The sequence below is a fragment of the Thermodiscus maritimus genome (assembly GCF_055382595.1).
In genome coordinates this window covers 541,417-560,476 of the sequence record NZ_AP042434.1, presented here as the reverse complement: position 1 = coordinate 560,476, position 19,060 = coordinate 541,417, and the positions used below count along the sequence as shown (strand labels likewise).

21 protein-coding genes and 3 tRNA genes are annotated in these 19,060 nt (G+C 53.9%); 17 read left to right on the top strand and 7 right to left on the bottom strand.

The genetic code is table 11. The features are described 5' to 3' along the window. Positions 1–3: 3 nt before the first annotated feature. Both gatD and ACZ47H_RS03095 read right to left on the bottom strand, forming a co-directional pair. On the bottom strand, positions 4–1,344 hold the full coding sequence (gene gatD, locus ACZ47H_RS03100) for a Glu-tRNA(Gln) amidotransferase subunit GatD (protein ID WP_464933728.1): 1,341 nt from the start codon (positions 1,342–1,344) through the stop codon (positions 4–6). 110 nt (positions 1,345–1,454) lie between these two features. Further along, positions 1,455–1,622: a 30S ribosomal protein S30e gene (locus ACZ47H_RS03095; protein WP_464933727.1), complete on the bottom strand. Its 168-nt coding sequence runs from the start codon at positions 1,620–1,622 to the stop codon at positions 1,455–1,457. Positions 1,623–2,214: 592 nt separating this feature from the next. Here ACZ47H_RS03095 and ACZ47H_RS03090 point away from each other — a divergent pair. The 6 genes from ACZ47H_RS03090 (at position 2,215) to ACZ47H_RS03065 (ending at position 6,074) form a co-directional block, all read left to right on the top strand. Next, entirely contained in the window at positions 2,215–3,474 is a 1,260-nt protein-coding gene (locus ACZ47H_RS03090; RefSeq protein WP_464933726.1) for a C/D box methylation guide ribonucleoprotein complex aNOP56 subunit, read from the top strand. A 3-nt stretch (positions 3,475–3,477) separates the two neighbouring features. Further along, on the top strand, positions 3,478–4,182 hold the full coding sequence (locus tag ACZ47H_RS03085; RefSeq protein ID WP_464933937.1) for a fibrillarin-like rRNA/tRNA 2'-O-methyltransferase: 705 nt from the start codon (positions 3,478–3,480) through the stop codon (positions 4,180–4,182). Positions 4,183–4,187: 5 nt separating this feature from the next. Then, on the top strand, positions 4,188–4,604 hold the full coding sequence (locus tag ACZ47H_RS03080; protein WP_464933725.1) for a DUF61 family protein: 417 nt from the start codon (positions 4,188–4,190) through the stop codon (positions 4,602–4,604). A 105-nt stretch (positions 4,605–4,709) separates the two neighbouring features. After that, on the top strand, positions 4,710–5,657 hold the full coding sequence (locus ACZ47H_RS03075; RefSeq protein WP_464933724.1) for a polyprenyl synthetase family protein: 948 nt from the start codon (positions 4,710–4,712) through the stop codon (positions 5,655–5,657). A gap of 60 nt (positions 5,658–5,717) precedes the next feature. Further along, positions 5,718–5,825: transfer RNA gene (locus ACZ47H_RS03070), tRNA-Cys, on the top strand. Between the two features lie 116 nt (positions 5,826–5,941). Continuing rightward, positions 5,942–6,074: transfer RNA gene (locus tag ACZ47H_RS03065), tRNA-Tyr, on the top strand. A gap of 153 nt (positions 6,075–6,227) precedes the next feature. On the opposite strand, the gene ACZ47H_RS03060 is transcribed toward ACZ47H_RS03065, so the two are convergent. Together ACZ47H_RS03060 and ACZ47H_RS03055 are read right to left on the bottom strand one after the other, a co-directional pair. Further along, a complete protein-coding gene (locus tag ACZ47H_RS03060) occupies positions 6,228–6,782 on the bottom strand; it encodes a hypothetical protein (protein WP_464933723.1) in 555 nt (184 codons plus the stop codon). A 56-nt stretch (positions 6,783–6,838) separates the two neighbouring features. Further along, a complete protein-coding gene (locus ACZ47H_RS03055; protein ID WP_464933936.1) occupies positions 6,839–7,468 on the bottom strand; it encodes a haloacid dehalogenase in 630 nt (209 codons plus the stop codon). Between the two features lie 94 nt (positions 7,469–7,562). Between ACZ47H_RS03055 and ACZ47H_RS03050 the strand changes: the two genes are divergently transcribed. The 7 genes from ACZ47H_RS03050 (at position 7,563) to fen (ending at position 13,945) form a co-directional block, all read left to right on the top strand. Beyond that, on the top strand, positions 7,563–8,531 hold the full coding sequence (locus tag ACZ47H_RS03050; RefSeq protein ID WP_464933722.1) for a GHMP family kinase ATP-binding protein: 969 nt from the start codon (positions 7,563–7,565) through the stop codon (positions 8,529–8,531). Further along, entirely contained in the window at positions 8,524–9,690 is a 1,167-nt protein-coding gene (locus ACZ47H_RS03045) for a DUF1464 family protein (RefSeq protein WP_464933721.1), read from the top strand. The genes ACZ47H_RS03050 and ACZ47H_RS03045 overlap by 8 nt, the downstream gene beginning before the upstream one ends. A 68-nt stretch (positions 9,691–9,758) precedes the next feature. Further along, positions 9,759–9,968: a zinc finger domain-containing protein gene (locus ACZ47H_RS03040; RefSeq protein ID WP_464933720.1), complete on the top strand. Its 210-nt coding sequence runs from the start codon at positions 9,759–9,761 to the stop codon at positions 9,966–9,968. 18 nt (positions 9,969–9,986) lie between these two features. Then, on the top strand, positions 9,987–10,256 hold the full coding sequence (locus ACZ47H_RS03035; protein ID WP_464933719.1) for an elongation factor 1-beta: 270 nt from the start codon (positions 9,987–9,989) through the stop codon (positions 10,254–10,256). A 106-nt stretch (positions 10,257–10,362) separates the two neighbouring features. Beyond that, positions 10,363–12,573 (top strand): CDC48 family AAA ATPase, encoded by a 2,211-nt coding sequence (locus tag ACZ47H_RS03030; RefSeq protein WP_464933718.1) that lies wholly within the window; start codon positions 10,363–10,365, stop codon positions 12,571–12,573. 79 nt (positions 12,574–12,652) lie between these two features. Then, the gene (locus ACZ47H_RS03025) at positions 12,653–12,892 is read left to right on the top strand and encodes a hypothetical protein (protein WP_464933717.1); all 240 of its coding nucleotides are present in this window, start codon (positions 12,653–12,655) and stop codon (positions 12,890–12,892) included. Between the two features lie 3 nt (positions 12,893–12,895). Continuing rightward, positions 12,896–13,945, top strand: coding sequence for a flap endonuclease-1 (fen, locus tag ACZ47H_RS03020; RefSeq protein ID WP_464933716.1), 1,050 nt, complete (start codon positions 12,896–12,898; stop codon positions 13,943–13,945). 16 nt (positions 13,946–13,961) lie between these two features. On the opposite strand, the gene ACZ47H_RS03015 is transcribed toward fen, so the two are convergent. Then, complete coding sequence (locus ACZ47H_RS03015) at positions 13,962–14,552, bottom strand: hypothetical protein (RefSeq protein ID WP_464933715.1); 591 nt, start codon at positions 14,550–14,552, stop codon at positions 13,962–13,964. A 118-nt stretch (positions 14,553–14,670) separates the two neighbouring features. Between ACZ47H_RS03015 and ACZ47H_RS03010 the strand changes: the two genes are divergently transcribed. Further along, positions 14,671–14,823, top strand: a complete 153-nt coding sequence (locus ACZ47H_RS03010) for a 50S ribosomal protein L40e (RefSeq protein WP_464933714.1) — start codon at positions 14,671–14,673, stop codon at positions 14,821–14,823. A 190-nt stretch (positions 14,824–15,013) separates the two neighbouring features. Here ACZ47H_RS03010 and ACZ47H_RS03005 read toward each other — a convergent pair. Further along, a tRNA-Glu gene (locus ACZ47H_RS03005) sits at positions 15,014–15,091 on the bottom strand. A gap of 115 nt (positions 15,092–15,206) precedes the next feature. On the opposite strand from ACZ47H_RS03005, the gene ACZ47H_RS03000 reads away from it, so the two are divergent. Genes ACZ47H_RS03000 through udg form a run of 3 tightly spaced genes read left to right on the top strand, consistent with a single transcriptional unit; the run spans position 15,207 to position 17,137 of the window. Next, positions 15,207–15,413: a DUF5622 domain-containing protein gene (locus tag ACZ47H_RS03000; protein ID WP_464933713.1), complete on the top strand. Its 207-nt coding sequence runs from the start codon at positions 15,207–15,209 to the stop codon at positions 15,411–15,413. A 19-nt stretch (positions 15,414–15,432) separates the two neighbouring features. Further along, positions 15,433–16,560 (top strand): glycosyltransferase family 2 protein, encoded by a 1,128-nt coding sequence (locus ACZ47H_RS02995; RefSeq protein ID WP_464933712.1) that lies wholly within the window; start codon positions 15,433–15,435, stop codon positions 16,558–16,560. Continuing rightward, positions 16,526–17,137, top strand: coding sequence for a type-4 uracil-DNA glycosylase (gene udg / locus ACZ47H_RS02990; protein WP_464933711.1), 612 nt, complete (start codon positions 16,526–16,528; stop codon positions 17,135–17,137). Before ACZ47H_RS02995 ends, udg begins: the two co-directional genes overlap by 35 nt. On the opposite strand, the gene ACZ47H_RS02985 is transcribed toward udg, so the two are convergent. Next, the gene (locus tag ACZ47H_RS02985) at positions 17,134–19,008 is read right to left on the bottom strand and encodes a hypothetical protein (RefSeq protein WP_464933710.1); all 1,875 of its coding nucleotides are present in this window, start codon (positions 19,006–19,008) and stop codon (positions 17,134–17,136) included. The genes udg and ACZ47H_RS02985 overlap by 4 nt on opposite strands. Between the last annotated feature and the right edge of the window lie 52 nt (positions 19,009–19,060).

The window sequence follows — 19,060 nt, the reverse complement described above, 5'->3', positions numbered from 1 at the left end:
CAGCTACACCCCCACCTTGTAGCTATGATCCCATCTAGGGTAGAGGCGGAGGCTCTGCCTCTCGCCAATCTCGTAGGCTAGGGGAGTCTGCATGAGCCTCTTAACCTCCTCCAGGTCCCTCGTATGAGCAAGTACCCAGGAGAGCTTGACGTATGCTGTCTCAGCGATCATGTCATCAACCGGTATAGCGCCTGCCTCTAGCATCTTTCTCCCCGTCGAGTATACGTTCAAGTTCACCCTTCCGAACACGGTCTGGGTGGCGATAACAACTGGCACTCCGCTCCTAGTCGCCCTCCTTATGACCCTGATCGACTCGTCGTCAACATGGCCGAAGCCGGTGCCCTCAACCACGATCCCGTGGTAGCCCGCGTCTACCAGCATCTCTATCAGCTCCGATGCCCTGCCAGGGAAGAACTTGACGAGTGCAACCTTATCATCGAAGCCATTATCAAGTATAGTCTCCTCGGCACCCCTCCTTCGATACCTCTTATCTAGTATCTCTATCTCCCCCCTCCACGGGTACACTTTAGCTAGCGGGGGAGCATTGATGGATTGGAAAGCATCCCTCCTGCTAGAGTGCATCTTCCTAACCCGGGTCCCTCTATGAGCCAATGCATAGGTGTCCCCCGTCTCCCCATGCATCACTACAGTTACCTCGGCGAACGGCGCTCTAGAAGCAACCAGCACTGCTGATACGAAGTTGAAGGCCGCATCACTGCTAGGCCTGTCACTGCTCCTCTGGGATCCAACCAGCACTACAGGCGCACTCAGCCCCTTGTGGAAGGCGAAGGATAATGCGGCTGCAGTGTAGCCCATAGTGTCCGTTCCATGGGCTATCACTACTCCATCGTATCCTTTCCTGAGGGCCTCGCAGACTTTCTCTGCAATCTTCTCCCACTGGCTTGGCTTCATGTTCTCGCTTAGAATATTGAATAACTCCTCTACATCAATACTGCTATACCTGAAGGCTTCTGGAACCGCTTGAGCAAGCTCCTCAGCGTCGAGCTGAGGCTTTACCGCACCGGTCTCATAGTCTATCCTGCTCGCTATCGTACCACCCGTACCGATAACCAGAATCCTCGACTCCTCGCTTACTACAAGCTCCCCTGCGAGGGGTGCGGGCTCTCCCGGCTTCCTGATCCTCTCCCCGGAGGCTATTCTTTCAATACTCTTTATCCTCGAAGCCTTGATCCCTACATTGTACCCGTTGTCCAGCTTTAACACGATATGATCAGAGCCCTCCAACTCATAGCCAGGCAGCACTATCCCTTCAAGCACAAGTCCATCGTCTCTCTCGATCCTCACCCGCTCTCCAGGCTTCAAGTCTAACCCGGCCAATACCACCGCCTCGATCCAACCCGGTGAGTTATGGTTAGGATAATTCCCTTACCCTAGAATATAGACCGGCTTGTAGGATTGGAGTAGAACTCACACATGTTCTAGGAGGAGCTGTGCTACCTCCTCCGCCTCCTACCAGCCACCTGAACAGGCTGCTCTAGCATCTTCCTGTACTTCAACCTGTTCCTTATCCTGGGAGGCGGATTCTTCCTCTCCTTACCGGGGATCTTAGGCGTCTGCTTCCTCACCTTACCCGCCTTGGTCATTGAACCGTGCGTGGGCATCCCTTACTCCACCAGTACTGGAATGGTTGGAGGAACGGAGATATTAAAGCATGCAGTTAGGAGATTCTAAGTGTGCCGATAATCAACGGTACCGCTCTAGGCTGTGATGTGCTGGACGCGGAGGGGCCTGTTGCCTTCTCCCAGATATTTAAATACTATAATTATCATCATAAATGTGATATTTATGATGGCGGCATCGATATAGACTCGCTAGCTTCTACCTCTTCGTTTGGAATAGCTGGTGCCTTTGCACTCGTTCAAGCCCCTATACCCGCGCAGTGGTCTCAACCCATCTTAACGGATTATTTGACAGATGGAGCCAGAGCTGCGTACAGGAAGCATAAACTATTACACCGACCGATATGATGGGTTACTTCATTCATGCGCTAGTAGAGTGCTAACTGATACATACTTCGAAATTATGATGAGCCTTACTCGCCTTGCCGCATATTAAATGAGTTCTCAGCTTTGGTCTCCATCACCTCGAGGGTGGGTAATACTCATTATATTGAATGAAAGAGGTATAGTCTTAATAACAGCGCATGCACTTGGAGAGTATGGGATGACGAGTTTAGACGGGGTGTAGTATGGATTGAAAGTGTATATCGCCGACCTGATAATTGGGGCGTTTGCATTCAACGAGAAGGGGGAGAGGATAGACTACCAGCTCGCCCCTCGCGATTTGGATGAAGCAGTGGATCAAGCCCTTAAGATTGAGCAGGGGGAGGTGTACGGTCCCCTAGCGGATCTCCTGGAGAGGCTCCGCGGGGAGAACCCCACTATAGTTGTTGAGGACGACTATCTAGCGAGGTCGATCTCCAAGCTCGGCTTCGAGACCGAGGTTGAGCCTGCTAATGATATTGCGGTGAAGGCTAGGGAAAACCTGGTATCCCTTGCAGTTGAGACGGGCTTCGCCGAGGATGAGAAGAGGTTCCTAGAGTGGCTGTTCGAGGCTGAGCTGGAGTATACTAGGAGGAAGCTGAGGAAGGCTGCTGAGAAGAGAGACCTCCTAGCAGCACAGGCTATCAGGGCGATCGATGACATAGACAAGACGGTGAACCTCTACGTTGCGAGGCTGAGGGAGTGGTATAGCATCCACTTCCCTGAGCTCAACGATCTAGTTAAGGAGCACGAGGACTATGTGAAGATAGTTGCAGAGCTTGGACATAGATCCAATATAACGAAGGAGGCTCTAATGCAGCTGGGCTTCAGCGAGGCGAAGGCTGAGAAGATAGCTGAGGCAGCCAAGAACAGTATAGGCGCTGACCTGTCAGAGTTCGACATCGAGGCGGTTAGGACCCTTGCGAGGATCGTGAGCGAACTCTACAGGCTGAGGAGGAACCTAACAGAATACATAGAGCAGGTAATGAAGGAGGTGGCCCCCAACATAACCGCTCTAGTAGGGTCCCTCCTGGGAGCCAGGCTGATCAGCCTCGCAGGGAGCCTCGAGAAGCTGGCAAGGATGCCTGCAAGCACAATACAGGTGCTGGGCGCAGAGAAAGCACTATTCCGCGCGCTCAGGACGGGTGGGAAGCCGCCCAAGCACGGTATAATATTCCAGTACCCGGACATACACAGGAGCCCCAGGTGGCAGAGGGGTAAGATAGCAAGAGCACTAGCAGCGAAGCTCGCTATAGCGGCTAAGGTCAACGCTTTCAGCGGCAGGTTCATAGGAGACAAGCTAAGGGAGGAGCTAAGGAAGAGGATAGAGGAGATTAAGAGAATCTATGCAAAGCCGCCTAAGAGGAAGCCCGAAGCGGCTAAGCCCGCCGCGGCGAGGCCCAAGAGGCCCAAGAAGGGTAGGGGAAGACGGCCTGGAAGGGGCGGCGGTAAGAGGAGGAAGAGGAGGTGATGAATAGTGGAGGTAGTGAGTGTTAGGGAGCACCCCAAGTGGAAGGGTGTCTACGTGGTAGAGCTTGAAGACGGTAGCCTAAGGATAGCCACTAAGAACCTGGTCCCCGGCCAGAGAGTGTACGGCGAGCGTCTCTACCACTATGGTGGAGTAGAGTATAGAGAGTGGAACGCATATAGAAGCAAGCTCGCCGGAGCCCTCCTGAAGGGCCTCGAGGAGCTGCCAGTCAGTGAAGGAGACTCGATACTATACCTTGGCATAGCCAGCGGAACAACCGCTAGCCACATAAGCGACATCATAGGGCCGGAGGGCAGGATCTACGGTGTCGAGTTCGCCCCAAGGGTCATGAGGGACCTCATACTAGTCGTGAGGGAGAGAAGGAACATCTACCCAATACTAGGTGATGCCAGGTTCCCGGAGAAGTATAGGCACCTCGTTGAGGGAGTCGACGGCCTCTACGCGGACGTAGCGCAGCCAGAGCAGGCTGAGATAGTTGCGAGAAACGCCAAGTTCTTCCTAAAAGACGGCGGCTACATGCTCCTCGCTATAAAGGCTAGGAGCATAGACGTAACCACGGCGCCCAGCGAGATTTACAAGCGCCAGATCCAGACCCTTGTAGAGGCGGGCTTTGAGATCAAGGACGTAGTCCACCTAGACCCCTTCGACAAGGACCACGCAATGATCTATGCAAGGTATAGGAGAGGATAACAGCTGTGGGAGAGAACCTAAAGAAGATCGTAGAATCAAAGTACAGGGAGGAGCTAAGGAAGCTATCAAGCTATTGGCCCGCAGAATACCTCACACTCAAACAGCTCTCCGAGGGGAAGAGGAGGATCCGCCTCCAGACAGGGGGAGAGCACGTATTCCCCGACGACGAGGTCTCCAGGCTACTCTCAACAATACCCCCATATTTCCACGAGCTCATGAAGGTCCCTGTAACCCTACGCTATGAGAGAGTGGGTGGAGTAGCCCGGTATAAGGTGCTGGGGGACCACTGGCAGAGGCGCCTTGTCGAATTAATGCTTTCTGGCAAGTACTCTTATCATGGAAGAGAAGAGCTCTCAGTCGAGGAGTTCATAAGGCTCTTGAAGAGATACAAGTCGCTGGTTTTCGTCTCTGTCACCCTCTAGATGGAGATGAATAACAAAATGCATCTACAAATCGACAGTACTGTGATCTACTGGTGTAAATTTAAGCTCCTCTCATCCAGGGTTTTAAAGGGATGAGGCGTAGGGATGCCGGAGGACAACGAGTTGGCTAAGCCGATAGGAGAACTCGAGAAAAACAAGGCTGAGATAGCTGCTCTTCTCTACCGGGAATGGGCTGAGAAGAAGGCATTAATTGAGGAGGAGATAAACAGGGTCGTTAACAGTCAGATGAATGAAGCGGAACTCATAGATGTCGCAAAGTACATTTCGGCTGGGGGTAAGAGGTTCAGGGGATTCCTCACAATACTAACGGCGGAGGCCCTTGGGGGGAGGGTTGAGGATGCGATAGACGCTGCCGTCGCAATTGAGCTCGTACAGGCTGCTAGCCTAGCCCTCGACGACATTATTGATAGGGACTCGATTAGAAGGGGAAGAGCCGCCGCGTGGATAGTCCACGGGCTCCCCAAGACGATACTCTCAAGCCTCCTCTTCATACCCGTCTCGCAGAGGATGGTGGAGAAGCTCGGGTTCCGGGCAATATTCCATGTTATAAGGGCATGGGAATCAACGGTTAGAGGGGAGATATTAGACTCCTTTATCCCGGAGCTGGTCCCCGCCTCCAGGTATATTGAGTTGTGCAAGTTGAAGACCGGGAGCCTCTTTAAGCTCGCAACTATTCTAGGCGCTATAAGCGCCAAGGCCCCCGCGGACGTGGAGCGGAGGATGGGAGAGTATGGGGAAGTCCTCGGCATCCTCTACCAGGTTGCCGACGACGTAGTCGACTACTACAATTATAAGAGGGGGGCCGGCGAGTACGAGCCTGGCCTCAAACACTTCGAGAAATGGGCTAAGACAAGGGGGGAAGACCCTGTAAAGGTCGGGATCGAGTATCTAAAGGAGAAGCTGGACTACACCAGGAAAATACTAGCGGGGATAGACTTCAAGAGCGAGAAAGCAGTGCTCTTAGAATTCATACCCGAGTTCATGGTATCTAAAATGCTAGCGGAGGCTGGCCTAGAAAAACTCCTAGAGTAGAAGCCCTACCACAAAGGGCAAACCCCTTAAACCTTAACCGCTCATCCATGAATATTGGAGGCCGGGGTGGCCGAGCGGTCGAAGGCGGCGGGCTGCAGTGGACAGCCCCATGGCAGCCCATCGTAGAGACCCGTTTGATCCCGGGTTCGAATCCCGGCCCCGGCTCCAAGACACAACAATCCTATCAGGGAATGACCAGTCACCGCCAAATAGCCCGGTTACGAATCAGTGAGGGGCGGGAAAAAGCCTTATACCCTCTAAGGGGTCTAATTGGTTGACTTGGACCGGCCGTAGCTCAGCGGCAGAGCGCCCGGCTGTAGTGGGACGCGGGCGCCGCGGGAGGCCCCCTCTCATACTGGGGGTCTCCTGCCTGCAGAGACCGGGTGGTCCGGGGTTCGAATCCCCGCGGCCGGACCACCCGCCTTACACGTTACCCTTTCTAATATGATTTTAATCGACTTTATGTCTAATAATGCTTGATCTATGCCCTTGGCTGTGATGAGTGGCGGGCTTAGGAAGGGACCCTCACGGGGGATGAGCTGTGCGGTCGTAGCTGAGCGGGCTCTAGTGCTAGCCTAGGAACTTCGGCTTCTCCTTTCCATCCTCGTCCGAGGCAAGCTCATCCACTACATTGTCCACGTATTCCTTGAACTCGTCTAATACCCCTATCTCCTCGGCCCTCTCAAGGGCTATGCTAGCCATCTTGATGGCATTGTCTAGGTGGTCCTCATCCACCTTCTTAGGCCATTCCTTTAAAGCGAGCTCTAGCCCGTAGCTCGCCTTGTAGAGTGGTGCTAGGATCCATGCTTTCGTCTTATTGTCTAGCTTAGCCCATGTGGGTGTGCATTGGAATAGGAATCCCGACTCTATGAGGCTCTTTGTTAAGAGTATCTTGGCGGCCTGGGCCGAGTCTGCCACCTCGGCCGCCGTGTTTAGCCTTACAAGCTCTATCACGCTGGTGGGATCGTTGCAGATCTTTTTCCTCTTCTCTAGGAGGTATTCTCTCAGGTCCTCGTCTATCATGTTGAGGTACTCTAGGAGTACCTCCTCTGCCTCTTCCAGGGTCTCGGTCCAGTATATTTCCTGTATAACCTTTTTGAAGGCCTCGTTTACGGGGTCTGACATCTCCTTCCAGCTCCCTCCATAACCCGGATCCCGCGGCGGGACTTATATGATGTGGGTTATACTCTACTCTCTCCAGTCTTCTCGAGGAGGCGCGCTAGCCTCTCTCTACTGGATAGGTCTATTAGGAGGGCCTTCGTGTCGTCTGTGAGCCTTCTGGCCACGTCGGCCTTATGCCTCACACCTGGTGCTAGAGCGTCTGGGAGATCGAGGCTCCGCAGAGCCAGGTAGATTGCCTCCATCACCTCGAACAGCCTCCATGCCTCATCGTAGGATCCAGTTCTAACCTTCTCCAGCACGAGGCGTCTCAGCTCCCCTACAACGTCGCCTAACCCCTGGAGGTAGGGGGCTGGGGGGACCCCTAGCTCCTCGTAGCCCGGTATGTCCCTGCCCGTTACGATGTTGTAGAAGATTATGGCCTCCACATACTCGCTCATAGCATTGTATGCCATCCCAGAGTAGAAGAGCTCGGGGTAGGGCTTCACCAGGCCTAGGAACCTCCGGGTAGACTCTTCGAGGAGACCCTTATACTCCACCGCCTTATCCATGTCGCCCTTGTGGATCTCTGTGATCATCCTCCCCGAGTACTTGATCACGTCTCTCGATGCCTTGATAGCGTTCTCCCTTATCTCGTCCCTCTCGGATAGGAAGGCCCGGGCCTTTTCAACCTCCTCCTGTATCCTTCTCATGTAGTCCAATAGTCTCTACCCATCTAGCACCCTTGTGGGGGCGTCGAGTATATGACTTGAACACTCCACTAGCTGGGATAGTGGGAGTTGGACTATGAGGAACGGGTGCGTCGAGGTATCTGCCCCTTCACACGTCCATACTGGAAACATAGATATTAATGGGGGGCTTGGAAGACTCTACGGGACACTAGGCTTCACCCTAGAAGAGCCTAGGTTGAAGATGAAGATCTGCAGGGACAAGGATAACAGCGTTGCTGGAACCAGCCGCGGGGATGTTCTCGGCTACGTCGAACTCTTCTCGAAACTCTACAATGTGAAGATGAGGGTTATAGTAGAGGAGGAGATACCGCCACACGTCGGGCTCGGCTCGACAACACCCATAGCCCTAGGAGTAGGAGTCGCCGCCGCCATCCTCTCTGGGAGGAGATACAGGCTCGAGGAGATAGCATTAGCAGCAGGGCGCTCTCAGGTATCCGGGCTCGGATACCACGCTTTCATGGGAGGAGGCTTTATTGTCGATGGGGGCTTCAAGCCTGGGGTTAAAATGGTTCCTCCCCTACTCGCTCGAATCCCCGTTCCATCCAAGTACAGGATCGTTTACGCGGTACCCAATGCCCGTCTGGACGAGATTCTAGCTTTGAAGGAGAGGGAGGAGGAGATACTGGAGTCAATGCCTGTAATGGACGAGGAGATGGCGGCTCGGAACTCTAGGATCGTGCTCATGGGCATCCTGCCCGCCGCGTTAGAGGGAGACTGGGCCACGGCGGGCAGATGGCTCTACGAGTTCAATAGGGGTCTAGGAGAATACTGGGCTAGCCGGCAGGAGGGCGTATACTGCTGCAGGGAGGTCGAGGAGGTTGTGGACTTTCTAATGGAACGGGGAGCCTACTGCGCCTGCCAGAGCAGCTGGGGGCCGACAGTCTACGGGCTGTTACCTAGCCAACATGCAGACAATGTCTACAGAGAGCTGGGCGAACTCCTTGAGAGGATGGGTGGAGGAATCAGCGGGGTTTCCAGAGTAGACAATACGGGTGCAGTCATCCGGGTGGTGGGTGATGGCTAGAGTTCTCGGTATCGATCCGGGTACTGGCTCTATGGACCTCCTGCTCCTAGATGACGAGGATAACAGAGTCTTATATGAGGAGGCAGTTCCCAGGCCGCTGGTCACTAGGAATCCTCGAATCATAATTGATAGGGTCATGGAGCTCAACGAGGAGTACGGGTTAGACGCTGTTGCGGCCCCGTCGGGATACGGGATCCCCTTCATCCGGGATAGGGATATAGTCGACTACATAATGGAGGCCACCTTCATCAACGAAAACGATCTGAGAGAGAACCTGCAGATCCAGGGCCTGAGGAGGGTGATGCTCGAACTCCACGAGTCCAGCCTCAACGTTTACTTCACACCCGGAGTAGTACAGCTCTCCACTATACCCCGGTATAGGAAGGTAAACCGGGTCGACATGGGAACCGCGGATAAGGTGTTCACAGTTGCAGCCGCACTCTACGATGCAGTGGAGCTGAGGGGAGAGCCTGTTGGAGAGACGAGCTTCATAGTAGTCGAGGCGGGTAAAGCTTACAACGCCGCCATTGCAGTCGAAGCAGGCAGGATAATTGACGGTGTCGGAGGGACCCTTGACGGCCACGGATATCTAGGTGCGGGAGCCTTCGACGCGGAGGTAGCCTACGCCCTCGCCTCTCTGGAGGGGAGTTTCTCGAGGAAGAGGCTCTTCGAGGGAGGCGCCGGATACCTGGCTGGACGGCTGGACTTGGAAGACTATACGAGAGGACTCGAGAGGGGGGATGAGAGGGCTGTTGAGGCCGCTGTTCTCCTCTCAGAGTCTATTATTAAGAGCGTATTCCAGCTCCTGCCAAGCTTTAGAGGGAGGCCCCGCTCCATCTATGTTAGTGGGAGGCTATTCCGTGCAGAGCCCCTGGCCTCCATGATTCTCGAGCGGTTAGAGGATGCCCTTTCAAGGTATAATCTGGGCTTGAAGGTTAGGAGGGTCCCCCGCCTGGGGAGTGTTACCAAAGAGGGTGCTACGGGTGCCGCTCTCCTTGCGAGCGGGTATGCCGGTGGGAGGTACGAGTGGATAGTTGACTCGCTACGCCTTAGGGAGTCGAGGGGCTCTATATTCGAGCACGTTATCCTCGCAGGCCTCTGGGAGAGGGCTCCCCGCTACTTCACCCGCGTTGGCAGGGAGGGGCTGGAGCATAGGTGAGGACCCTGTGGTTGGAGAAGTCATATAATACCCTTCCAGGTGCCAATCCAGGAAGGGTGCGGGTAGTAGTGTCGACTGTGGAGGCAAGGAAGATAGACGTGTACGACCCTGTCACGCCCCCAGTGTGTACTAGCTGTGGCAGGATAATACACCCGAACGAGAGGGCAACGGTGTTCGTATGCCCCAACTGCGGCGTGGCCGTGATTAGGCGGTGCAGCAGGTGCAGGGCCCAGGGCACGCCATATACTTGCCCTAACTGCGGCTTTACCGGACCCTAAAGGAGAGGTGAGAAGGATATGGCTAGGGTAGCGGTTATAATGAAGGTTCTCCCGAACTCGGTCGAGATAACCCCCCAGCAGCTGCTTGAGAAGATAAAGGAGGTTCTCCCAAGCGAATACCAGATCATGGATAGCGGTGAGGAGCCCATAGCCTTCGGCCTCAAGGCCCTCAAGATAATAATCTCGATGCCCGAGGAGACTGAGGGGGGCACCGAGAAGCTAGAGGAGCTGATAAAAAGCATAGATATTGTTGAAGAAGTAGAGGTTGAGGCCGTCCACAGGCTCTAGCACGCAACCCCCTCCACTCTGGAGGGCTCATTGGAATTCTAGTTTATAGCCTCCTGTTGGAACACCATTCTTAACGGGATACTGTATAACGGGGTGAAGCCGCGGATTGACTGAACCGCAGGGCGAAGAATTCAGGAAGGAAGTCGTTCTCAGGGTTGAGGAGGCTAGGAACAGGGATACTGGTAGGAAGAGGGTAAGGATCGATATCCAGACTATGAAGGAGCTCGGGCTCCGGCCGGGAGATATAGTGGAGATTGAGGGTAAGAGGAAGACGGTCGCCATAGTATGGCCCGGCCTCCCAGAGGATAACGGTAGAAACATTATCAGGATGGACGGCATATTGAGGAAGAGCGCGGGCGTTAATGTCGGAGACAAGGTTATAGTTAGGAAGGCGGAGGTCCAGCCTGCTATTAAGGTGAAGCTTGCCCCCGTAAGCCAATCCTCCGTGATAGACGAGGGATTTAAGAGGTACATTAAGAAGAGGCTCCTCGGAATACCTGTTGTCGAGAGGGACATAATACAGATACCCGTCCTAAGCCAGGGAATACCCTACACTGTAGTTGTAACTAAGCCGAGGGGGCCTGTGATAATAACTGAGAAGACCACCATCGAGGTTCTCAACAAGCCGCTCAGCCCAAGCCAGGTTCCCAGGGTATTCTACGAGGACATAGGCGGCCTCGCCAATGTGATAGAGAAGGTTAGGGAGCTAATAGAGCTCCCCCTAAGGCATCCAGAGCTATTCGCAAGGCTTGGCATAGAGCCGCCGAAGGGAGTACTCCTCTACGGTCCACCGGGTACAGGTAAGACTCTCCTCGCGAAGGCAGTAGCCACGGAGAGTGACGCGTACTTCATCGCGATAAATGGCCCGGAGATTATGAGTAAGTTTTATGGTGAGAGCGAGCAGAGGCTTAGGGAGATCTTCAAGGAGGCCGAGGAGAACGCTCCAAGCATAATATTCATAGACGAGATAGACGCAATCGCGCCAAAGAGAGACGAGGTCGCAGGTGAAGTTGAAAGGAGGGTCGTGGCCCAGCTACTGGCCCTCATGGATGGTCTCTCCACGAGAGGACAGGTTATAGTCATTGCTGCAACCAACAGGCCTAACGCCATAGACCCGGCCCTTAGGAGGCCTGGGAGATTCGACAGGGAGATCGAGGTACCCCTCCCAGACAAGCAGGGGAGGCTGGAGATCCTCCAGATACACACCAGGCACATGCCGCTAGCAGAGGACGTGGATCTGGAGACACTCGCCGACATAACCAAGGGCTATACTGGTGCAGACCTCGCTGCACTCGTAAGAGAAGCGGCAATGCACGCCCTAAGGCGGTACCTGCCTGAAATCGACATAGAGGAGGAGAGGATACCGGTAGAGGTCCTCGAGAAGATGGTAGTGAAGATGGAGGACTTTATGGCAGCGTTCAAGGAGATAACGCCCAGCGGCCTGAGAGAGATCCAGGTAGAAATACCTGAGGTGAGATGGGGAGATATAGGAGGTTTGAAGGAGGCCAAGCTCGAGCTGAGGGAGACTGTAGAGTGGCCGCTCAAGTATCCGCACTCGTTCGCGAGGCTCGGCATCAAGCCTCCTAGGGGGATACTACTCTTCGGGCCGCCAGGCACCGGTAAGACTCTGCTGGCTAAGGCGGTAGCCACGGAGAGCGGGGCGAACTTCATCGCCGTGAGAGGTCCCGAGGTGCTGAGTAAGTGGGTTGGAGAGAGCGAGAAGATGGTTAGGGAGATCTTCAGGAAGGCTAGACAGTATGCCCCTGCAGTAGTATTCTTCGACGAGATAGACGCGATAGCCTCGGTGAGGGGCTCCGAGATAGGCACTAGAGTCGGCGAGAGAATAGTGAGCCAGCTGCTAACGGAGATAGACGGGATCTCGGAGCTGTCAGATGTGGTAGTAATAGCTGCAACCAATAGGCCCGACATAATTGACCCAGCCCTTCTAAGGCCTGGGAGGCTGGAGAAGCTGATCTACGTGCCCCCACCGGACATGGAGGGTAGGCTGGAGATACTAAGGATCCATACGAGGAACGTGCCTCTAGCGGACGACGTTGACCTAGTAGAGATCGCTAAGAGGACTGAAGGCTATACTGGTGCAGACCTCGCTGCACTCGTAAGAGAAGCGGCAATGCTGGCGCTAAGAGAGAACCTTGACGCCAAGTATGTGTCTATGAGGCACTTCGAGGACGCACTCCTCAAGGTTAAGCCGAGCGTTACAGAGCAGATGATAGAATACTATAAGAGGTGGATGGAGTCCGCCAGGCAGATGAAGATCTCGAGGAGGGCGAAGGCCGCCCCCACCCTCACATACTAGGCCAATCACAGTCTCCCTCCACTACCATTCTATTTAGGCTTCAATACAATACTCCAAGTCTCAATTGGAGGTGTTTGCGGTGAGCATATGGTCTCCTCAGCCGCTCATCAACATAGTCTACGAGGCCCTGCTAAAACTCTCAAAGGATGGGACGGTTCCAGTCAGCGAGCTAGACTTGATTGCAGAGCTTAAGAGGAGGGGCGAAGACGTCTCAAGGAGGGATCTGGCGAAGGTCTTGATGACCCTAGAGATACTAGGCTACATATCGACCCAGACAAGTAGGCGGGAACTCCTCATAAGCGTGAGGAAGGGGGAGTAGGCAGTGGGGGTAAATCTCAGGGAGCTTATACCAGACAATGCGAGGCAGGAGGTCGAGCTGAAAGCCCTAAAAGGTAGAGTGGTCGCCCTAGACGCCTATAACGCCCTATACCAGTTCCTAGCAGCGATAAGGCAGCCGAACGGCACCCCCCTCATGGACAGGCAGGGTAGGGTTACAAGCCACCTATCAGGCCTCTTCTATAGAACGATAAACCTTGCAGAGGCCGGGATAAAACCAGTCTACGTCTTCGACGGCAAGCCGCCGGAGTTGAAGAAGAAAGAGCTGGAATCGAGATTTGCCCGTAGAGAGGAGGCGGAGAAGAAGTACGAGGTTGCCCGGAAGACGGGGAGGGTGGAGGAGGCCCGCAAGTATGCTGTACAGGCGATTAGACTCACTAAGGAGATGGTAGAGGACTCCAAGAGACTCCTAACGGCGATGGGGATACCATGGGTCCAAGCCCCGGAAGAGGGTGAGGCCCAGGCCTCATACATCGCTAGGAAGGGAGATGCCTGGGCTGCGGGAAGCCAGGACTACGACTCACTCCTCTTCGGGGCCCCAAGGCTTGCCCGGAACCTCACAATAACTGGCAAGAGGAAGCTCCCAGGGAAGGATGTCTATGTCACCATTAAACCGGAGATCATAGAGTTGGATAAGCTGTTGAAGAGTCTCGGCATCACTAGAGAGCAGTTGATCCTCATAGGAATAATACTCGGCACAGACTATAATCCGGGAGGGCTCCCCGGCTATGGCCCGAAGAACGCTTTAAACCTGGTTAAAACCTTGAAGGACCCCGAGAGAATCCTGAACGCTATACAGTCTAGGCTTCCCCAGTACGATGTTAGGAGGATATACGAGTACTTCCTCAAACCCACTGTGACTGATGACTATAAGATAGAGTTCAGGGAGCCCAACATGGAGGAGATAAAGAGGATACTGGTCGATGAGCACGACTTTAATATCGACAGAGTTAAGAGGGCCTATGAGCGGCTTAGGAAGGCGTACAAGGAGAATCTTAGGAGCAGGCACGTAGGCCTCGACGCCTGGTTCGGCTAGCGGGTGGCTCCTCCCCTTACTCTAGTTTATTCAGTAGGTCCCTCACGTTAGGCTTCTTTATACCAAGCCACTCGGGCTTCAACACGCTCGAAGGACCCCCCTCGACGTACTCAACATACACTTGCCTCCCGAGAAGCTTCTCGGCGAGCTTCATCACGTACTTCCCCTTTATCGACTCGAGTAGGCGCTTCGCCTCCTCCGGGACCTTTACCACCAGCACCTGGCTCCCGTCGGGGAGGTATGCCTCGTGTATCCCGTGCACCTTGTAGGGGGCGATCAGGTCCTCGATCAGCTGCCTCTTATCCTTCCTGTGCTCTACTACTATCACTCTACTTATCTCCTCTGAGCCGAGGGCTCTCCTAACATCGACTCCGAGTGTTGAGGGTAGGCCGGGCTTCGCCTCAACGAGAACATATATTATATCATCTATCTGGTATGATTTCACGTACCGTATATGGTAGTCCCGGTACTTTTTCTCAACATCCAGGAAGGCCTTCATAACCTTCACATCTAGCTCCGTGTACTTGCCGCTCCGGACAAGAGACTCGCAACGTGGGCATAGGACTCCACTCTTAACGCAGATCTTGTCTAGCGGTATCTCCATCACTAAACCACACACCCCCGGGGAATGAGCTAGTGTATTGTTAGAGGTTAAGTAGATGCGTAGAGCATGGTTAATGGTTAATAACCCCCCGGGTCACAACAGCCCATTCTGGGTGTAGAGAATGCCGATAACCGACCCAGAGCTGATAGCGATAGTAGAGAAGAGGCTGTTCAATAAGCTAGTGTGTAGGAAGTGCGGCGCGCTCAACCCTCCGGGCGCTACAAAGTGTAGAAGGTGCAAGAGTAAGAACCTGAGGCCTAAGAAGAAGAAGTAGCCCCAACCAGCATAGTTCCCTAGATTTTACACCTGGACTACCCAGCGATTCCACGTTCTGTTCTCATATTCCATGCCAGACTAGGTACGAGTTCTGGTTCATCTCCTGCTGAACCCGGGTATGATTAGAGGAGTGTAGGGTTTGAGGGACCCTGACCGGGCCCCTAAGATAAACCCTCCGAGCCCGCGCATGGTGCCGCCGCCGGGATTTGAACCCGGGTCACGGGCTCGAAAGGCCCGCATACTGGGCCGGGCTATACTACGGCGGCGCCAATAGTCTGATTCCGCCTCACCGGGGTTATAAGGGTTAGCTGGTGATGGGGTGCCTAGGACAGCATTCCTTTTAAGACTATTCGGGAACTTGGGGGGTTCTGGGGAAGGGTTATGGGTGGAAAACACGGGAAGTACGTGTATGTGAAGAGGGATGATGGCTGGTATGTTAAGGTTAGGGTTTTCAAGAGTAGAGCAGAGGATGAGCCAGAGAGATACCTTGTAGTGGGCCCTAAGGTGAGGGAGCCTCCCTTCACATTCGAGGTGATTGATGAGGGAGAGCTGCCGGAGGAGGCCCGCGAGAAGGTGAGGGCCCTCTGAAGGGTCTAGAGTGATAAAGTTGAGCACCCCCAGGGCTACAATTATAATCCCTACATATAATGAGGCGGAGAACATCGGTCCACTGCTAGACAGGATAGTCGAGGTTATGGAGAAGGAAGGCATAGAGAGCTTCGAGGTCATAGTTGTCGACGATGACTCACCCGACGGGACATGTATGGTTGCTCGGAGAAGGAGCGAGAGGGACCCTCGAATAAGATGCATACTGAGGAAGGGGGAGAAGGGGCTCTCCTCCGCCGTAGTTACTGGATTCATGAATGCGAGAGCCCCCATAGCTGTCGTGATGGACGCTGACTTCCAGCACCCGCCTGAAGTGATCCCTCGCCTCATTAGAGCAGTTGAGGAAGGAGCAGACGTAGCCGTTGCAACCAGGTATGCCAGGGGAGGGGGAACTGAGGGCTGGAGCCCCATAAGGCTGTTGATGAGCAGGGCCGCCACTTTAGCCGTTAAGGTTCTTGTCAGGGAGGCTAGGGTGACGAGTGATCCCCTTTCCGGCTTCTTCGCTGTTAGGCTCAAATCGATCCGCTTGGATGATCTTAAGCCTAAGGGCTTCAAGATCCTTTTAGAGATACTGGCTAGGAACCCCTGCCTGAAGGTTAAGGATGTACCGTACACCTTCAGGGAGAGGAGGCACGGGGAGAGCAAGCTTGGGTTCAAGGTGATCACTGATTTCCTTAGACAGTCATGGGAGATCTCTCCAATGCCCAGGTTCCTTCTCGTGGGGGCCAGCGGGGTAGTGGTTAACCTCCTCGTAATGTGGCTAACGCTGCGTTTAACCAGCTATGTCGACGTTGCGAGCCTGGCTGGCATCGAGGCAAGCATACTATCAAACTATACATTACACGAGACCTTCACATTCCGCCACTTTTTCCGAAGGGATTGCAAGGAGAGGGGGGCTCTTAGGAGGCTACTTTACTATCACAGGGCTTCACTAGCATCTATCATAACAACTTACCTGTCTATGAGGATCCTGGTCACGATTACATCGATAAATCCCCTTATAGCCCAATTTGTAGGGATCCTCCTCGGATTCGGGGTCAACTATGTCCTCTCGGTAGAAACCGTCTGGGAGTGTGGACGGCATGGTGGATGCAGTGGAAGAGTACAAGAGGCTCGTCGAGGAGATTAGAAACTGCAAGAAGTGCCCCCTTTACCGGACGCGGAAGAATGCTGTTCCGGGAGAGGGCCCACTGGACGCTGATGTCATGTTGGTTGGAGAGGCTCCGGGCCGGAAAGAGGATGAGCAGGGCCGCCCCTTCGTGGGGATGGCAGGCAAGCTGCTCGACGCTATCTTGGAGAAGGTCGGAATGCCGAGGATTACTGTGTATATAACTAATGTTGTTAAGTGCAGGCCTCCGGGTAACAGGGACCCTAAGCCGGATGAGATACGGGCGTGTCTTCCATACCTTCGGAGACAGATAGAGCTTGTCAGGCCTAAGATAATCGTGGCTCTCGGGAGGATCTCCGGCAAACTCCTTTTCGAGGCCGCTGGACTCCGGTGGAGTGGGATCTCGAAGGAGAGGGGTAAGCTTAGAGACGCGAGGGTCTTCGGAGTTGATGTTAGGCTTATCGCAACCTATCATCCAGCGGCCGCACTTTATAATCCTGGGTTGAGAGACTCGATAGAGCGTGATCTCGCGGTGGTTTCACGTTCTAGGAGAGAGGCTGACTCCCGGAGGAGGGGGACTCTCGAGGATTTCTTCTAGCTTTCTAGGGACTCCCTGAGGATCTTTGCCGCGCTTTTAATGCTCGACAAGTATCCTACGACGTAGGCCATGAGCGCTACTATTGTTGCCAGTATAATTGTTTCTGTCGGAGTATAGGTCTGACCCTGTACGCTCTTATACTCGCTTGTTGTTTTGTTGATGCTAGAGTGTGCTATTGTGAGCATATCCCATACCATGGCGCTGACTACTGCTTCGTCTTTTAAGAGTATGCTGGCTTCAGTATTGTTTAGCTCCTCCTCTGCTATCGCATAGTCATAGTATGCTGGAGCGAGGCCTGGTGTGAGACCCCTATTTAGGAGGCGGATCACTATGGAGTCATAGAGCCTTGTGAGCTCCTTCATATAATCCGGGATTACTGTTCCCGGCCCCTTGTAGGCTTGGATCGAGGCCTGGAACATTACGTTTAAGCTTTGGGAGAGCAGCTCCCTGTAGAATCCTATTGCGGCTAGATAGTTTGACTGGTTCATGTACTCCACAGCCCTCTCCTGAAGCGAGCCAAGGATATCTATATAGACTAGGAGTCCCTTGCTCCTCCCATAGTATTTCACCGCATACTCTGCAAGCGAGGAGGCGTAGTCTCCGCTGGTGGTAGCGTAATCCCTGAGGATCCATGCTAGCCTCTCAATATCGCTACTGCTCAGTACGGGATTCTCGCTCCTAGTGGCGTTTGCGCTTTTGATCCACTCCTCTATACTCGTTATCCTAGCCGCCGCGTGGGCTAGCTCTGGTATTGCGTAATCATAGACCGTCTCGGCGGACTCCGAGTAGTTGTGGTATGCTATGAGGCTACTCCTAGCGGCGGCTAGCCTCGTGTACGCGGTTGCAACGAACTCTACGTAGTATATAGATCCATTCCTTGGGAGATCCTCTAGGATTTGCTCTAGGCTGTCGAGGCTCTTGGAAACGTTCTCGGCCACATCGTCTAGGATCGCCTTGGCCTCTTTGTAGGTCTTGTTCATTGTTAATCCTGTTAAGTAGATGCTATATGCGTCCCTTAGCGATGAGAAGGCTAGGCTTGCTGCAGCGTATGGGTGGGTTTCTAGTAGAGACTTACTCTGCCTGATAGTGTTCTCTATCGGTTCAATTTTAGCGTTTGCCACGCCTAATGATTTGGCTTTCTCTAGGAGATCCTCAGCCATGCCCGCCATCCTCTCGGCTGCTGCCCTCATGGTCTCGTTAAACTCTTGGGGGAGCGTGAATGGAGGCTTCGGCGTAGGAGGGCTTGATACGTGGAATACTTGGCTTGTGAGGTTGAGGATTCCCGTGTACCTGTACCCACTGCATGTTTTGGCGAGCTTACTAGTATAGTTTACTAGGGGATAGTAGAAGGCTAGTCCTCCCTCTCCGGCAGCCTGGCACTTATACTCTACCCCTCCAACGCTCGAGGCGAGGCCGTCGGGGGATACTGCGCCGGTAACCACTATACCCTTAAATCCCTCGCCTGTCGGGGCCCCTGAGAGGAGAGTGTATGCGACGAGAGCTACCATTACGCTTCCGCTTGGCCCATCGATTCCTGAATCTGTGTGAATGGTTAGGTTGAAGTCCCATTGCCTCCAGTCCACGCCGGAGAGGAGTGATGCCAGCTTTACCGCTTGAACAGTGCTCTTCAATGTTATGTCTCCAACCCCTCCCCCAGCGTTGACTAGGACTGTGCCGTTCCCGGGGTAGGTTATTGTGAGTGTCGCCGGGATTAGTACACCTTTATCCTTCCCCTCCACTACAGCCACAAGGTTGAAATCCACCGATAACCTGAGTCTCTCCTCGCCATTCCCGGCTGCATCGGCTATTGTGTTGGGTATAGAGGCGGCCGCGACCATCATAATTAATACTAGTCCAACTACCCTTTTCAATGCCCTCCCCGCCGACCGGGGTATGGGGAGGCTTAATCCATGCTTAATAGTC

Coding starts and splice junctions, on each gene's coding strand:
- ACZ47H_RS03095 (WP_464933727.1), bottom strand. CDS start 1,622: ATGCCCACGCACGGTTCAATGACCAAGGCGGGTAAGGTGAGGAAGCAG.
- ACZ47H_RS03075 (WP_464933724.1), top strand. CDS start 4,710: ATGCCGGAGGACAACGAGTTGGCTAAGCCGATAGGAGAACTCGAGAAA.
- ACZ47H_RS03060 (WP_464933723.1), bottom strand. CDS start 6,782: ATGTCAGACCCCGTAAACGAGGCCTTCAAAAAGGTTATACAGGAAATA.
- ACZ47H_RS03055 (WP_464933936.1), bottom strand. CDS start 7,468: ATGAGAAGGATACAGGAGGAGGTTGAAAAGGCCCGGGCCTTCCTATCC.
- ACZ47H_RS03050 (WP_464933722.1), top strand. CDS start 7,563: ATGAGGAACGGGTGCGTCGAGGTATCTGCCCCTTCACACGTCCATACT.
- ACZ47H_RS03045 (WP_464933721.1), top strand. CDS start 8,524: ATGGCTAGAGTTCTCGGTATCGATCCGGGTACTGGCTCTATGGACCTC.
- ACZ47H_RS03035 (WP_464933719.1), top strand. CDS start 9,987: ATGGCTAGGGTAGCGGTTATAATGAAGGTTCTCCCGAACTCGGTCGAG.
- ACZ47H_RS03010 (WP_464933714.1), top strand. CDS start 14,671: ATGCCGATAACCGACCCAGAGCTGATAGCGATAGTAGAGAAGAGGCTG.
- ACZ47H_RS03000 (WP_464933713.1), top strand. CDS start 15,207: ATGGGTGGAAAACACGGGAAGTACGTGTATGTGAAGAGGGATGATGGC.